Origin of the sequence: Lederbergia panacisoli (genome assembly GCF_024626525.1) — a bacterium.
Classification (GTDB): domain Bacteria; phylum Bacillota; class Bacilli; order Bacillales; family Bacillaceae_C; genus Lederbergia; species Lederbergia panacisoli.
Map to the genome: position 1 here is coordinate 345,523 of NZ_JANJGU010000001.1, position 14,844 is coordinate 360,366.

The following is a 14,844-nucleotide window of genomic DNA, read 5'->3' on the forward strand; positions in this document are numbered from 1 at the left end:
ACGAAAAAATTCGAAGTGTCATTTTTACCGGACTTTTTGAACATCCTTTTATCTTGGCTTTACTAAGAATAATGGTTGTCCATACTCAACAAGCTCGCCATCTCTTACAAGGACCTCCACAATCTCTCCATCCACTTCCGCTTCAATTTCATTAAAAAGTTTCATTGCCTCGACAATGCACACAACTGTATCTGCATTTACTTGAGACCCAGTTTGCACATAAGCTGGACTATCAGGAGATGGCGATTCATAGAACGTTCCAACCATAGGAGAAACGACTTGCAAATAGTTTTCTTTATTCGCAGTGCCTTCTAATTTTGCTTCCACCCTCTCAGGTGCAGATGCAGGTGTTTCTACGGCTGCTTGTACTGGTTGTTGAACCATTACAGGTTGGTGCGCAACTGGGTGGTGCTGTGCAACAGCTACAGTAGCTGTCCTTTTCTTCAATTCAATTTTCGAGCCTTCATGCTCATAACTAAATTCCTCAATATCAGATTGATCTATTAGCTTTATGATTTCACGTATTTCTTGGATTTTTAACATAAGTGACACTCCTTCAAAATAATGAGTAGCTCCTAACATCATAATATAATACCTTATAAAAATTCAATGATGAAGACGGAAAGTAATGTTTTTTATATTTTTTTAATATTGGTCTAAAGAAAAAGAAAGACGGATGGGCATATTCCCCTCCGTCAATTTATTATTTCTTATCAAATTCCACTGTCGGAATATATTGTGTGCCCATTTCTTCTCTGACTAGCTGTAATATTTCGACTGCATCAGCTTTTGTATGGTCCTCCGCTTTTACTGTAACATACACTTGGTTATCTTCGATTGTGACAAGTGAGTCGCTATAGCCTAAAGCTTTAATGTAACTTTCAAGCGTTTTTTCTTTTACTCCCATTGTTTCGATTTCTTGCATTTGGTCAACTAATTTATTTACTTCATCTGCCGAGAGATCAGGTGATGCTGCTTGTGTTGTTAATGCTTCTTTCTCCTTGCTTCTTTTTTCCATTAAATTAATGCGAACTGTTTCATACGCTTCATCACCAGCAGCTTCGGTAATGATTTTAAGGTCTTCGTCACTCATCTTTCCGCTCGTTTCAGGAGCGTTTTCCCCATTCGAAGCGATGTCTTTTACATCCTGTTCCGATGTAACGTAATAAACAGACAATACGACCACAAGACTAAGCATTGTTAAGAGCCAAACTGTTTGCTTTTTTAAAAGCATTAAGAATCCCCCTTTGATTTTTTAGGCATGACTGCAACTTTATGACTTGGAACATCTAGAACCCTAGTGACAGCTTCAATAATCCATTTTTTCACCTGAATATTTTCTGCACCGCCAGCGACGACAAGAACGCCTTTGATGTCAGGTTTCCTCGTTTCGGAAACGAGAGGAATATCCTTTTCTCCTTCTCGTATAATAACGAGCTGATCCTCTTTTGATTGGTCCTCTATTTCGCGCTTGCCACCTTTTTCATCTTCCTCATGTGTTGTTTGATTTTTAAGAATGGAGTTTTTTTCATATACCTTTTTTTCCGTTGCTTGAACATTGATTACGACCGTAACACTGTATACACCAACGATTTCTTCAAGTGCTTCCTTAAGCTGGTTTTCATACTGCTCCTCAAAAACCTTCATACTATCGTCTTTATCTGATTTTTTTACACCAAAAGTTTCCGAACTATTCTGTTCCTCATTATTTTCGTTAAATACTTCTGCAGGAGGTTCTACTTTATCCTTCCAGATGCTGCCCATAATCATAAAAAGAGCTCCTAATATTAGTAGAATGAGTAGATAATATGGTTTTGCTTTGTTACTTTCTGAAGACGATTGCTTGCTATCTCCTAGCTTCTGTTTTATCCAATCAATTGGGCCCGAGTTTTTATTCTTCATTTACTGGTTCCTCCCTCGGAACAATTTCAATCAATGATAATGGAATTTCCCAGCTGGAGGATAACATTGATTTAATTGTTTCGTAGTCGGTTGTATCCATTTTCACGTCTGTTTCATGTACATTAATACTTACAGGATTAATGGCTTTAATCACTTTTTCCGAAGGTGACAGATGAACGACCACATTATCTAATTCATTGATTGCTCCATCACTATTTGGTGTGGCGAAAATCTGGATATTACTGATTTCCAAACCGAACTCTTCAATCAACTCCTTTTCTACCATTGTTTTCATTTGGACAGCCATTTGCTCTAATATATATGCTTGGTTTGAAGCTTGTATCTCTTTTTTTTTGGTTTTCATTAAATTTTCAGTGGTTTGATCATCGGTATCAAAATTAACGTTGATTGAAGCCAGTACCTTCTCAAAATCAGTGGAAATGAATTTTAAAACTGGAGTAATGATGATAGCTATCAGAAGCAGGCCAGTTGCTAGCTTCGTATACTTCTTCATACTGGATTCAGGGAGAAGCATATCAACAATCATGGCAAGGATGAGGAAAATAATGATATTGAACACCCACTCGCTCAAATAATCCAAGAAAGCCACCTCCTTTACTTCTAAATAATATCGGCATTCACCGAGTCAGATGGCATAAACAAACGCCGCGTCCGCCAGCAACCGTTGATTTCCGTTCCAGGCGGACGCTTTCCACTCTAATCAACTGGGATATTCTTTTGCTCAAATGGAAAGCCATCCGACCATACCCCGTTCCAAAATACATCACTTTTCTTAAATTCTTAGATTCTTAGGTACAATGAACTTTGTTGCCGTTTTTGCCGGAAACACTTGTATTTTTGAAAATATCACAATAACCGCCGGTGAAGGAAATTATTTTCTTACTAACTATAATAGAGATTTTAGTGTTGAAACCACTTGTCATAACACAAAATGATATACTTGGAATCAAGACAGCATCGATATACCAAAATATGGTATATCCGGTCTTACGCCACTATGATGTGTCAACACATTAACGCTCGTTTTGCTCAATAAAGAGATGAACAGTTGTTTCTTATCATTCATATTTTTTCTTCACTGACTTCATCTTTTTAAGGATCTTTTTAAAGGGGATGCTGCTTGAATCTGTTGAAGGTTGATTGGAGCGAAAGTGCGAGACTCCTGCGGGATCAGCGGGACAGGTGAGACCCCACAGGCGTTTACGCCGAGGAGGCTCACCACCCGCCCCGCGGAAAGCGAGCAACTGTAGCGGAAATCAACTAGCACTATCTTGGTATGTAACAATGATTACAAACAACCTTTTTTGAAAAAGTTTTGAAAATGAAAACCAAATCGCCAATAAAGTACAATTCTCAGTATGCTTATTGGAAATTTAGTAAATTTTCGTATCGAAATTCCAAGAGTATATCTATCTCACCATCATCGTTATATTTCCTGACGTAATAATAATCGTCATGCTAATAAAAAACATAAATGAAACAATAGCTAGGGAAGCGAAGATATACATCACACTTTTACTGACGGCATCTAGACATTCAATGACAGGGCCATCACCTAAAGGCTGCATGAGTGCTGCTGAGAGCTTATATATAAGAGAAATAACTAATATTTTTAACGCCGGAAAAGCAGCGATTAATAAGATGAGAGCCACACCTGCAATACCCACTGTGTTTTTCAGCAGAAGGGATGCATTTAAAACTGTGTCTGCTGCATCTGTAAACATACGCCCTACTACCGGTACAAAATTTCCGGCTACAAATTTTGCCGTTCTTATCGCAACCCCGTCTGCAACAGCAGTGGCGGCCCCTTGAATAGAAATAACACCGAGGATAATAGTGATAAATGCTCCGAGAATTCCAATGCTGATTTTCTTTAATAAATTTGCAAGCTGAGACACTTTAAATTGTTTGCTTAATGTATTGGCTATACTTAATAATGTAGCTAAAAATAATAATGGTAAAACAGCATTTTTTATGACGATACTACTAATATTCACTAAAAATACGAGAATCGGATGGAAGAATGCAGATGTTGCAACACCTCCAGAGGAAGCGATTAATGCAAGCAATAATGGCAATAGGGCGAGAATGAATTGACTCATTGAATCAATCGCTTCAATCGCATAATCCGCTGCCACTCGGAAACTATTTAATGCGATAATAATCAGGACCATGAAAATAATGGAATAAGCCACTTGGCTTACGGCACCTTTTTCAAAAGCACTATGGAGTGATTGTAGAAATACACTTAAGATCGTAAGCAGTAAAAGTGATCCTAGTAATTTAATATTGAGGATTATTTCTTGCATAATGAATGAAATGATCCCGTTAACCCAATCTGAAAATGAAAAGGACTTGTCCCCTTTTACAAACTCAATGAACGTGCCTCTTTTACCCTCAGGTAAATAGCCGCCGTATTCATGGACGATTGACTCCCAATGTTCAGATAACTCTTCGAGACCAAGGTCTTCAATATACCGATCTGTAAGCTGGTCGTTCGTTTCGTTTATTTGATTTTCCATATCTTCAGCTGCAGTTGTCATGGCACCAAAAAATGAAAAAAAACATATTAATAGAACCTGCAGTCCTCGTCGCATGTCCCCCACTCCGTTCCATCGCTAAGTCTAATTAACTGGCATGATATTAATGATAGTCTCTACTAAAGCCGTCATAATGGGCACTGCTATTGCGAGTATTAAAATTTTTCCAGCTAACTCTACTTTTGCCGCCATAGAGCCGAGACCCGCATCCTTGCTTATTTGTGCTGTAAATTCAGCAATATAAGCGATGCCGATGATTTTGAGAATTGTTTTAACATATAAAGTGTTGACATTTGCACTGCCTGCTAGATTTTCAATCATTAAAATGATTTTATGCACCTGATCCACAAGAAATAGAAAGATGCCCGTTCCCGCAAATAACACAAGCAAGAAGGCAAAATTCGGAGTCTGTTCCTTGATCGCCAGTACTAGAAATGTCGTTATTAGGGCAATCCCCGCAATTTGTAAGATTGCAATAGCGGTTTCCCCCTATCTATTGGAATAAAAAAACAGACTTGATTTTCTGAAATAACCCATCTACGATCGACACGACCATAAATAAAATATATATGAACCCGAACAACGTAACCCATTGTGCATATTCTTTTTTACCGACTTGATCAAGTATCGTATGGAGAAATGCTACAACGATCCCTACCCCGGCTATTTTGAAGATGATATCTACATCAATGCCCATATCATTTCCTCCTATCACTACAAAAGCAAAATGATGATAAGCATGCCAGTCAGAACTCCGAGGCTTTTCACCATTTTTTCATACTTTTTTTGCTTTTCGCGAGCATTTTCTTCTTCCCTTTCCAAGTTGGTGAGGGTTAGCAAAATTTGTTTCTGTTGTAGGTCTCGATCATGTCTTCCTAAATTTTCTCCAAACTGAAGTAATATTTCAAATTCACTTTGTTTTAATGAAGTAGATTCCCAGATTTCGCTAAGGCTTTCTTCCCATACCGTTTTCACAACGGCATCCTCTTGCATTAATTTTTCGGAAAAAGTTCTATAATGGGTCGCAATAGGTTCCGGTATTTGTGCGGATATATTATTTGCCGCCTCCCCAAGTGGGGTGTGACCGTACATAATTTCCGCTTCTAATGTTTCAAGAGAGTGTCTAAATAATCGTAAATTCTTTGGCCTTTCGCTTAGTTGTTTTGAGAATTCAAAGCCTGCCCACGATGTTGCACCAATAATAAAAATGGCTCCAATTATTTTAATCATGAAATACTTTCGCCTTTCCCTTAAGTACCACAGGATCACCATCAGCATTTTTTATTGAAACGGTTGTTCCTGGACCATTACTTCGAGACAACTCTATGAATCTTCCAAAAACTTTTTGATCAATGATTGGTTTTAATAAAGGCCTTTTACTAATTTCTTCAAAATTATTCCCATGCGTTGTCATCATTAATGTAATCCCTGCGTTTACGGCCTCCATGATGGCCATAGTGTCTTCCGCTCTTCCGATTTCGTCTACAATTAGGACGTTAGGGCTCATGGACCTAATCATCATCATCATCCCTTCTGCTTTCGGACAAGCATCCAAAACGTCGATTCTAGGACCAAAACAGAGCTGGGGCACTCCATGTACACACCCTGCAATCTCGGAGCGCTCATCTACAATACCTGTTTTTAATGCAGGAATGCTTTGCTCATATAAACCACTAGAAATGACCCTCGCTATATCTCTTAACAATGTCGTTTTTCCAGTTTGGGGCGGCCCGATAATCATCGTATTTTCCCACACATGCTGAAACAAATATGGGATGTATTTTTCCGCGGCCCCAATTTTTTCTCTTGCAATCCGGATATTGAATGATGCTAAATGTCTTATAGCTTTCACCGAGCCATTTTCAAGTATGACCTTCCCTGCCAGACCAACCCGGTGCCCTCCTTCAATGGTGATATAGCCTTTCTTTAATTCTTCATCTAGAGTATAGAAAGAATGATTGGCCAGCTTACTGATGAATTGTTCAGCATCCTCTTTTGTAAATACGTATGGGAGGAATAGAGGAATGCCATTTGATGCCACTTCAACTTTTCGGTTTATCCTTAATCTAATTTCTTCTACTTCACCCAATTTGTCAGGAGGAAGCTTCATTATCAATTCGCAAATACGAGCTGGCAACATTCGAATCACCGCATTCATCTTGCTATCCTCCCAACATCTTCTCTATCTAATATGTATTCAGCTTGTCTTCAAATATGAGAGTAAGGTGAGAAAGCAATAAAAAAAACCGAGGAAAATGATCTTCCTCGGTAGGTTTCTTATATTATTTATGCTCTAGACACATATGATCCGTCTGACGTATTAATGACAAGTTTATCGCCTGCATTGACGAAAAATGGCACTTGTACGACTAAGCCCGTTTCCATTTTTGCTGGTTTGGATCCACCTGATGCGGTATCTCCTTTAATCCCCGGGTCTGTTTCAATGACTTCAAGCTCCACAGTATTTGGCAATTCAACACCTAGCGTTTCACCATTATACATTATGATATGAACTTGCATATTTTCTTGTAAAAACTTCAATTCGTACTCAATTTGGGATGCGGGCAACTCAATTTGTTCATACGAATTGCTGTCCATAAATACATGCGTATTACCGGTAGCATATAAATATTGCATCGTTTTATTATCGATTTGAGCTCTTTCTACTTTTTCACCAGCTCTAAATGTTTTTTCTTGAATTGCTCCTGTCCGCAGATTTCTTAATTTAGATCTGACGAATGCAGCCCCTTTTCCCGGTTTGACATGTTGGAAATCCATAACACGCCAAATCCCTCCGTCTGTTTCAATCGTAAGTCCTGTTCGAAATTCGTTTACTGAAATCATTTGTATTCCTCCTAAAAATTCCCTTATAAAATAATTAATTCTTTTGTTGAGTGTGTCAACGTTTCATTTCCTGTTTCTGTTATTAACGTATCATCCTCAATCCGTACTCCACCAATGCCCGGTAAATAAATGCCCGGTTCCACAGTTACAACCATACCTGGCACAAGCTTCGTTTCTGAACGAATTGATAATCCAGGTCCTTCATGAACCTCAAGACCAATTCCATGACCTAAGGAATGGCCAAAGTTCTCTCCATAACCATTTTCCGTAATATAGTCTCTTGCAATAGCATCCGCTTCAATACCAGTCATGCCCGGTTTTATTTGCTCCATTGCCTTTAATTGGGCATTAAGAGTGATATTATATATTTCCTTTAATTTTTCAGATGGCTCTCCAACCGCTACGGTTCGGGTTATATCTGATATATACCCTTTATGGAGGGCACCGTAATCCATCGTTACGAAATCACCATTTTCTATAACCTTTTCACTCGCCACCCCATGTGGTAAAGCAGCCCTCCAGCCAGATGCCACAATAATATCAAAGGAGGACGAAATTGCACCACACTTACGCATAAAAAACTCTAACTCATTCGCAACTTCCAATTCCGTTTTACCTGGTTTTATAAAATCAAGGATATGCTTAAATGCCGCATCCGCAATGTCTGCAGCTTCCTTTAATATTCCAATTTCATGAGGATCTTTTATTAATCTTAGATCTTCGATGACATTCGAAATAGGAATAAGTTCAGCCTCAAGCACTTCCTCATACTCTTTCCATATAGAAAAAGGCATATGATCCTGCTCAAAACCAAGCCTTTTAATTCCTAACTCTTTTACTTTTTCAGCTACTTCTTTACTAATTGGACCTGCATGTTTTACAATCTCGTATCCTTCCGCTTGCTTAGCGGCTTGTTCCGTATAACGAAAATCTGTAATAAAAAGAGCCCGTTCCCCTGAAATAAGGGCTACACCCGCAGTACCAGTGAAATTAGTCATATAGCGGCGATTATATGTACTTGTAATTAGAAAACCATCAATATCAGATTTCTTAAATTTCTCACGCAGTTTCTCTATTTTCCCCACTATACCTCTCTCCCTTTTACGTATTCTTTCATTGCATGCAGCGCCATTTCATAGCCGTAAAATCCAAATCCAGCAATTTGTCCAATTGAGACAGGAGCTGTGACAGAATGTTTTCTAAACTCCTCTCTTGCGTGTACGTTGGAAATATGAACTTCAATGACAGGAAGATCAATCGATGCTATCCCATCCCTAAGAGCTATACTGTAATGGGTAAAGGCACCTGGGTTTATTATAATTCCCTGGAAGCCATTTTCACCTGCTTGATGAATTTCATCCAGTAATGCTCCTTCGTAATTGGATTGGAAACATTTTATTTCCATCCCTAATTTTCCACCAGCATTTTTAATACTTTTCTCGAGTTCTGCAAGCGAATTTTTCCCATATATTCCTGGCTCACGCAACCCGAGCATGTTTAAATTCGGACCATTTAATACGAGAATTTTCACGAATGACTCACGCCCTAGTCAAGAATGATTACTAGAACATTCTACCATAAATATATGATTTTCAACTAGGTATAGTTGTCAATGTTTTTGTTCTACTTTACTCCATAACAATTGTTCTCCATACTCATACGAGATAGAGTAGCCAATGAATAGACCATATATAAGAAAAAAACAAAGCTCCGTTGCAATCGTAATAAATGGATAATGGAACATCCATTTCACTCCGGGAATCATTGGGTATAGCGCTAAATATATTAGGGCAAAAATCACTACACCATAAAGCGCCCCCCATATAAGTGACTTTTGTTTTCTTAATACCATATAGTAAACGAGCGCAATTACAATGGATAATAATCCATAAAATAATGCCGGTACAACAAATCCAAGCCAGCCATCAATCCATTTCCCGGTAAATGGTGTTAAAATAACTTTAGGACTTATTTCCGTAAAGTTAAAGTAATGTGCAAAAAAGCCAAATAGCGTCCCAAATAGACCCGCGATAAAACCAGTAATACATGCTAATTGCAAAACAGACATTTGGTATTTCTCGACGGCTTCTTTTTCTTTTTCCATTATTTCCACCTCCATCTTTATCATGTCCCTGGATTGCATCATTTGTGCATAAATTATTTTATCTGGTGAATTTCCTATTATTTTAGTAAGATGAATATATATTTAAAATCCAATAAGTTGGTGACAAGCTATGAAAAACACAAGTAAACCTGCTTATGGTGGGCAGGCTGTAGTCGAAGGAGTCATGTTCGGCGGTAAACATCAAACCGTGACCGCTATCCGCCGTAAAGATCAAACGATTGAATATTTTTATTTACCAAGAAAATCAAGGCCTGTTCTTCAAACATTGAAAAAAATTCCATTTCTCCGTGGGATTGTTGCCATCATTGAAGCAAGTGCAAACGGAGCCCAGCATTTAACATTTTCGACGGATCGTTACGATGTAGACCCGATTGATGATGAAAAAGTAAATGAAGAAAAAATGTCAAAAACGACATTAGTATTGAGTGTTGCAGTCCTAGGAGTTCTATCCTTTCTTTTTTCAAAGTTTATTTTCACCCTGGTGCCTGTCTTTCTAGCGGCTTTATTTAAACCTATCATCCCTGGTGATACAGCCCAAATATTAATTGAAGGACTTTTTAAGTTAATTCTTTTGCTTTCCTATATTTATTTTATCTCGATGACTCCACTTATTAAGCGCGTATTTCAATATCACGGAGCTGAGCATAAGGTCATAAACGCATATGAAAATAATCTTGAATTGACGGTTGAAAATGTTCAATCGATGTCAAGACTTCATTATCGGTGCGGAAGCAGTTTTATTCTTTTTACTGTCGTTGTAGGTGTGATTATTTACATGTTTTTCGAAGTCGATCCGCTGTGGGTACGAATATTAAATCGACTGGCTCTCATTCCTGTTGTGTTAGGTGTATCTTTTGAAGTTTTACAGCTAACTAATAAAATGCGTAATATCCCTGTTCTAAAGTGGCTCGGATATCCGGGACTCTGGCTGCAGCTTCTTACAACAAAAGAACCGAACGATGAACAAGTAGAAGTTGCGCTCGCCTCGTTTAAGGAATTATTAAAAGTGGAAAAGCAAAGTAAAGACAATATAGAAATAGAGAAAATCGTTTAATAGAGTATATACTTAGTTCTTTTTGGGAAAAATGGACATTACTCCCGAGGAGGTGGCGCTCTTGAAAGTACGTAATTGGATGGTAGGAATCATTGCTCTAATGGCAATAATTGGACTGGGATCATATATTTTTAACAATCCAACAGGATTATTTCGACAAATTTTTATTATGGGGCTCATCGCTTGTGCTATCTATTTTATTTATCGAGTTTGGGCAGGAAGAAAACCTGAACAACGTGAAAATAGATCATTTGCCAAGGCTGCAAAACTTTCGAAAAAGCGTAATCGCGTCTCGCATCAAGCTAGTAGTCAGATTCGAAAAAAGCCGCTTCGCAAAAGATCTGCTGCACATTTAACTGTGATTGATGGCAAAAAAAGCAAGAAAAAAGACCGAGCTATTTTTTAGGCTTTAGTACGTCCACTTCTGTAAAAATTGCTTTGTCCTAAGACGTCCTTTTTCAATAAGGGCGTGTTTTTTTTCTTCGGATATAGAAAATTCAGATGAAAAGCTTTCATTGATTGGGATGAAAACAATATCCTTTTCATGTTTTCGGGAAATATATCTTGCATCATGTGCATCTTTCATTGTACTAAATAATGCTTCAAATAATGATAGACCGTTTTTTATTTTCCTTTTTGGCTGCTCCTCCATATTGTAGCTAAGCTTTATGCCTAGTACTGGACGCGGCCTTTTTTTGTTTTCATTTTCAAATAGCCACAGTGGAAAATTGCTAAGAAGTCCACCATCAACGATAATATTTTCTCCTGATAAGGAACGTAATTTGATTGGCTCGAAAAAAAATGGAATTCCACAACTCATGCGAATGGCCCTTGCGACAGGAAATGTCTCCTTTGGGATACCGTAGCTTTCTAAATCATCGGGCAGGATAATCAGCCTCCCTGTTGAGAGATCTGACGCAATTAATCTCAGTTTTCCCGGCGGCAAATCTTTAAATGTATAAACACCTTTATCTGCCATTTTTTTTCCGAGCCATTCTTCTAACTCATCTCCTTTATACATGCCCATTCTCCAATAAAGCAAGAGCCATTTGGCGATTGCAAAAGGTAAAAGAGTCGTACGTTGATCTAAAAATATTTTCATATCCGTTTCATCCATAAGAACTTCTATTTCCTTACTCGAATAACCCGCAGCGATAAATGCAGCCATGATGGCACCCGCACTTGTTCCTGCCAATCTTTTAAAAGTAAATCCTTGCTCCTCTAATACTTCATACGCCCCTATTAAGGCAAGACCCTTAATTCCTCCTCCAGAAAACACGCCATCGATATTCATGCTACCCACTCCTCCAAAAGGTCCTTATTTATCTTTAGGAAAAAGAAGCGGGAATTAGAACAAAAAACAGGCTTCCCGCATAATGGGATAACCTGTTTTTTAAAATTAATTTATTATAGACCACATTTTAGCTGGGCATTACAGTTGTCACATGTATTACAGCCGCCGATTTCTTTTACTTGGCCTTTTCTGCAGACAGGACATGTATTGCCAATTTCAGATCCAATGGTCACACTTGTTGAACGTAAATCTTGAATTGTCTCTACTAATACAACGGGTTCATTAAATGTTAATTGTTCACTCGATTCCACATTATTTTCCTCAGCTTTTAACGTGAGAACTTGAGAATCACGGCTGCCATCAACATAAACAGTTCCGCCTTTAGCACCGCCTCTATATAAGCGCTCATACACTTGCTCAACTTGTTCAACTGAATAGCCTTTAGGTGCATTGACTGTTTTTGAGATGGAGCTGTCAATCCAGCGCTGAATGACACACTGAACATCTGCATGTGCTTCAGGAGATAGGCTCATAGCTGTAACAAACCAATTTGGCAAGTTATCTGGATCTGCTTCTGGATGTGCACTCAAATATTCTTCAACAATATCTGCTTTCACTTCAATAAATTTACCTAAACGTCCACTGCGATAATACGTAAAGGAGAAATATGGCTCTAAACCTGTAGAAACGCCAACCATTGTTCCTGTTGATCCAGTTGGAGCAACAGTAAGGAGATGCGAATTACGAATTCCATATTGTAGGATGGACTCGTTAATTTCCTCTGGCATTTTCTTCATAAAGCCAGTTTCTGTGAAAGCTTTGCGAAGACGATTTGTATCTTCTGCAGTCTCTCCATCAAGGAAAGGAAAACTTCCTTTTTCTTTCGCAAGCTCTACTGAAGCTTCATAAGCTGTCGTTGCGATTGTCTCGAATACTTTGTCTACTAATTCATTGCCCTCTGTAGAACCGTATTCTTTTTCACAATAAATTAATAAGTCTGATAAGCCCATTACACCAAGACCGACACGGCGCTCTCCAAGTGCTTGCTTTTTATTTTCCTCAAGGAAGTATGGAGTTGCATCAATTACGTTATCTTGCATGCGTACCCCAATACGAACCGTTTCTTTTAGTTTATCGTAATTAACTGTTTTGTTTTCTTTATCAGCCATTTCAGCTAAGTTAACAGCCGCAAGGTTACATACTGAGAATGGAGCAAGAGGCTGCTCACCACATGGATTTGTTGCAACAACCTTTTGACCGTAGGCTTTTGCATTTGTCATTTCATTTGCATTATCAATGAAGAAAATGCCTGGCTCCGCGGAATATGTTGCACATATATTAATTAAGTTCCATAGTTCCTTAGCTTTGATTTTACGGTATGTGCGTACCTTGTAACCAAGTTTTTCCCATTCGCGCACATCTCCGACTTCTTGCCATTCAGTATTATATGCTTCCATTTCTTCTGGACTGTAATTTTCTACATCTGGGAAACGAAGTTCATACTCTTCATCGTTTTCAACTGCGTCCATAAATTCTTTTGTAAGACAGACTGAAATATTTGCCCCAGTCAGAAACTCAGGATTATGGACTGAATATGTACCGCCTTCAGTCAATTTTTCCTCAGCCTCACGGAAAATACTTTCGTCAAAGCCACCAAGGCCCGGTATGTTGCGATAGTTGAGTACTCCTTGATACATGGATTCTTCTGTATGGGAAAGAGGAGTAAATTTCAGCTTATCCTTCGCATGCTTCTTAATGACAGGATCCGTTGTATTTTCAATTAAGAATCTTAAAATTCTTGGGTTTTGCATTTTAGAAATAATAAATTCAATAATATCTGGATGCCAATCCGCTAACATGATCATCTGTGCTCCGCGTCTTGACCCGCCTTGCTCAACAAGGTGTGTTAGTTTCGCAATGTCATCTAGCCATGACACAGAACCTGATGATTTACCATTTACTCCTCTAGCAAGAGTATTACGAGGGCGTAATGTAGAACCGTTCGTTCCTACTCCACCACCGCGGCTCATGATTTCCATTACTTGCTTTCGATGCTCTGATATCCCTTCACGTGAATCGGCAACAAATGGCATAACGTAACAATTAAAATACGTTACATCCGTATCCGCGCCTGCCCCATATAACACACGGCCGGCTGGTATAAAGTTTAGACTTGAAAGTTCTTTATAAAACTTTTCAAACCATTCTTGCCTTTTTTCTTCCGTCTTTTCTACGGATGCCAATCCTGTTGCATTACGTTTAGCAATTTGTTCATAAAATATTTCCAATGGTTTTTCGATAATATCAAGAGGGCGAATGATTAATCCTGTTTCTCTTTCCTTATCACTATCAAGTACACTGCGGAATTCTTCTTCGACAATGACTTCAGCCGTTTTCTCTTCCCAGTTAATTGCCTTGATAAATCCAAGCCCTCTTGCAGGGAATTTTGGATCTTCCTTAATCGTTAAAACAACAAAATCGCCATCTGTTAAAGTAATCTTTTCCGTATCCTTAAAGGCATAACGGTCAATCATGACAAGCCTAGATACCCCTTTATGAGTAATCTTCATGTCAGGCGTAATCGGATGAACTGGTTTAAACAACCGAATGTCTTGATTAAGCCTTTCTATGTTGAGGGTTTGTTTTTTCGAAAATACTACAGACATTGCGTCAACTCCTATAAAAATCATTCTATTAGTTACGTTACCATATATTTAACCACTAAATCAACGCTTAAACACTATATATTGTATTTTATTTTTTATGCCCCATACTATATGTAGTAATTCAGGTGAACTCTCTATCGTTTTGTCAAATTCAAAATTAGCAGTAAAAAAAAGAAAATCAAAGATATTATACGAAAATCCTACAAATACCACGGTTTTTGAACAAAATTTGCATTTGCTCTTTTTATTTTCTCTTTCAGCGTTTATATGATAAGGTTTTATAGAAAAAGTAATAAAAATATTTTTTCACAGAATATATACGATTTAAAAAAATAAATGAAAAAGCTTTTGATTCAGATGCAGATGATGAATATAATAGAAGATAGGGCTATTTACTA

At 38.1% G+C, this 14,844-nt stretch carries 17 protein-coding genes; 2 read left to right on the forward strand and 15 right to left on the reverse strand.

The genetic code is table 11. The annotated features are described in order from the left end of the window. Positions 1 to 48: 48 nt before the first annotated feature. The 13 genes from accB to NQ185_RS01735 all read right to left on the reverse strand — a co-directional run bounded on the left by accB (position 49) and on the right by NQ185_RS01735 (position 9,411). Positions 49 to 543 (reverse strand): acetyl-CoA carboxylase biotin carboxyl carrier protein, encoded by a 495-nt coding sequence (accB, locus tag NQ185_RS01675; protein WP_257579781.1) that lies wholly within the window; start codon positions 541 to 543, stop codon positions 49 to 51. 160 nt (positions 544 to 703) lie between these two features. Beyond that, positions 704 to 1,234 carry a SpoIIIAH-like family protein gene (locus NQ185_RS01680; protein ID WP_257579782.1) on the reverse strand — a complete coding sequence of 177 codons (531 nt, stop codon included), beginning with the start codon at positions 1,232 to 1,234 and terminating at the stop codon, positions 704 to 706. Beyond that, a complete protein-coding gene (gene spoIIIAG / locus NQ185_RS01685; protein WP_257579783.1) occupies positions 1,234 to 1,902 on the reverse strand; it encodes a stage III sporulation protein AG in 669 nt (222 codons plus the stop codon). The genes NQ185_RS01680 and spoIIIAG overlap by 1 nt, the downstream gene beginning before the upstream one ends. Further along, entirely contained in the window at positions 1,892 to 2,503 is a 612-nt protein-coding gene (gene spoIIIAF / locus NQ185_RS01690) for a stage III sporulation protein AF (RefSeq protein ID WP_257579784.1), read from the reverse strand. The genes spoIIIAG and spoIIIAF overlap by 11 nt, the downstream gene beginning before the upstream one ends. An 829-nt stretch (positions 2,504 to 3,332) precedes the next feature. Next, positions 3,333 to 4,520, reverse strand: a complete 1,188-nt coding sequence (gene spoIIIAE / locus NQ185_RS01695; RefSeq protein WP_257579785.1) for a stage III sporulation protein AE — start codon at positions 4,518 to 4,520, stop codon at positions 3,333 to 3,335. Positions 4,521 to 4,547: 27 nt separating this feature from the next. After that, the gene (spoIIIAD, locus tag NQ185_RS01700; RefSeq protein ID WP_257580041.1) at positions 4,548 to 4,934 is read right to left on the reverse strand and encodes a stage III sporulation protein AD; all 387 of its coding nucleotides are present in this window, start codon (positions 4,932 to 4,934) and stop codon (positions 4,548 to 4,550) included. 22 nt (positions 4,935 to 4,956) lie between these two features. Then, positions 4,957 to 5,160: a stage III sporulation protein AC gene (gene spoIIIAC, locus NQ185_RS01705; RefSeq protein ID WP_213127714.1), complete on the reverse strand. Its 204-nt coding sequence runs from the start codon at positions 5,158 to 5,160 to the stop codon at positions 4,957 to 4,959. Between the two features lie 17 nt (positions 5,161 to 5,177). Then, complete coding sequence (spoIIIAB, locus tag NQ185_RS01710) at positions 5,178 to 5,693, reverse strand: stage III sporulation protein SpoIIIAB (RefSeq protein WP_257579786.1); 516 nt, start codon at positions 5,691 to 5,693, stop codon at positions 5,178 to 5,180. Beyond that, positions 5,686 to 6,621 (reverse strand): stage III sporulation protein AA, encoded by a 936-nt coding sequence (spoIIIAA, locus tag NQ185_RS01715; protein WP_257579787.1) that lies wholly within the window; start codon positions 6,619 to 6,621, stop codon positions 5,686 to 5,688. Before spoIIIAA ends, spoIIIAB begins: the two co-directional genes overlap by 8 nt. A gap of 128 nt (positions 6,622 to 6,749) precedes the next feature. Further along, a complete protein-coding gene (gene efp, locus NQ185_RS01720) occupies positions 6,750 to 7,307 on the reverse strand; it encodes an elongation factor P (RefSeq protein WP_257579788.1) in 558 nt (185 codons plus the stop codon). A 23-nt stretch (positions 7,308 to 7,330) separates the two neighbouring features. Next, on the reverse strand, positions 7,331 to 8,392 hold the full coding sequence (locus tag NQ185_RS01725; RefSeq protein WP_257579789.1) for a M24 family metallopeptidase: 1,062 nt from the start codon (positions 8,390 to 8,392) through the stop codon (positions 7,331 to 7,333). Continuing rightward, positions 8,392 to 8,838: a type II 3-dehydroquinate dehydratase gene (gene aroQ / locus NQ185_RS01730; protein WP_257579790.1), complete on the reverse strand. Its 447-nt coding sequence runs from the start codon at positions 8,836 to 8,838 to the stop codon at positions 8,392 to 8,394. Before aroQ ends, NQ185_RS01725 begins: the two co-directional genes overlap by 1 nt. A gap of 78 nt (positions 8,839 to 8,916) precedes the next feature. Continuing rightward, the gene (locus tag NQ185_RS01735; protein ID WP_257579791.1) at positions 8,917 to 9,411 is read right to left on the reverse strand and encodes a YqhR family membrane protein; all 495 of its coding nucleotides are present in this window, start codon (positions 9,409 to 9,411) and stop codon (positions 8,917 to 8,919) included. Positions 9,412 to 9,541: 130 nt separating this feature from the next. Between NQ185_RS01735 and NQ185_RS01740 the strand changes: the two genes are divergently transcribed. Both NQ185_RS01740 and NQ185_RS01745 read left to right on the forward strand, forming a co-directional pair. Next, positions 9,542 to 10,486 (forward strand): DUF1385 domain-containing protein, encoded by a 945-nt coding sequence (locus NQ185_RS01740; RefSeq protein WP_257579792.1) that lies wholly within the window; start codon positions 9,542 to 9,544, stop codon positions 10,484 to 10,486. A 61-nt stretch (positions 10,487 to 10,547) separates the two neighbouring features. Further along, positions 10,548 to 10,892: an SA1362 family protein gene (locus tag NQ185_RS01745; RefSeq protein ID WP_257579793.1), complete on the forward strand. Its 345-nt coding sequence runs from the start codon at positions 10,548 to 10,550 to the stop codon at positions 10,890 to 10,892. A 3-nt stretch (positions 10,893 to 10,895) separates the two neighbouring features. On the opposite strand, the gene NQ185_RS01750 is transcribed toward NQ185_RS01745, so the two are convergent. Further along, positions 10,896 to 11,780, reverse strand: a complete 885-nt coding sequence (locus tag NQ185_RS01750; protein WP_257579794.1) for a patatin-like phospholipase family protein — start codon at positions 11,778 to 11,780, stop codon at positions 10,896 to 10,898. Between the two features lie 113 nt (positions 11,781 to 11,893). Next, entirely contained in the window at positions 11,894 to 14,446 is a 2,553-nt protein-coding gene (locus NQ185_RS01755; protein ID WP_257579795.1) for a vitamin B12-dependent ribonucleotide reductase, read from the reverse strand. Positions 14,447 to 14,844 lie beyond the last annotated feature (398 nt).

What these genes read in the sequence shown, in the direction of transcription:
- NQ185_RS01755 (WP_257579795.1), bottom strand. Translation starts at nt 14,446, where the DNA reads ATGTCTGTAGTATTTTCGAAAAAACAAACCCTCAACATAGAAAGGCTT.
- spoIIIAB (WP_257579786.1), bottom strand. Translation starts at nt 5,693, where the DNA reads ATGATTAAAATAATTGGAGCCATTTTTATTATTGGTGCAACATCGTGG.
- NQ185_RS01680 (WP_257579782.1), bottom strand. Translation starts at nt 1,234, where the DNA reads ATGCTTTTAAAAAAGCAAACAGTTTGGCTCTTAACAATGCTTAGTCTT.
- spoIIIAC (WP_213127714.1), bottom strand. Translation starts at nt 5,160, where the DNA reads ATGGGCATTGATGTAGATATCATCTTCAAAATAGCCGGGGTAGGGATC.
- spoIIIAG (WP_257579783.1), bottom strand. Translation starts at nt 1,902, where the DNA reads ATGAAGAATAAAAACTCGGGCCCAATTGATTGGATAAAACAGAAGCTA.
- accB (WP_257579781.1), bottom strand. Translation starts at nt 543, where the DNA reads ATGTTAAAAATCCAAGAAATACGTGAAATCATAAAGCTAATAGATCAA.
- spoIIIAE (WP_257579785.1), bottom strand. Translation starts at nt 4,520, where the DNA reads ATGCGACGAGGACTGCAGGTTCTATTAATATGTTTTTTTTCATTTTTT.
- NQ185_RS01735 (WP_257579791.1), bottom strand. Translation starts at nt 9,411, where the DNA reads ATGGAAAAAGAAAAAGAAGCCGTCGAGAAATACCAAATGTCTGTTTTG.
- NQ185_RS01750 (WP_257579794.1), bottom strand. Translation starts at nt 11,780, where the DNA reads ATGAATATCGATGGCGTGTTTTCTGGAGGAGGAATTAAGGGTCTTGCC.
- efp (WP_257579788.1), bottom strand. Translation starts at nt 7,307, where the DNA reads ATGATTTCAGTAAACGAATTTCGAACAGGACTTACGATTGAAACAGAC.
- NQ185_RS01740 (WP_257579792.1), top strand. Translation starts at nt 9,542, where the DNA reads ATGAAAAACACAAGTAAACCTGCTTATGGTGGGCAGGCTGTAGTCGAA.
- spoIIIAA (WP_257579787.1), bottom strand. Translation starts at nt 6,621, where the DNA reads ATGAATGCGGTGATTCGAATGTTGCCAGCTCGTATTTGCGAATTGATA.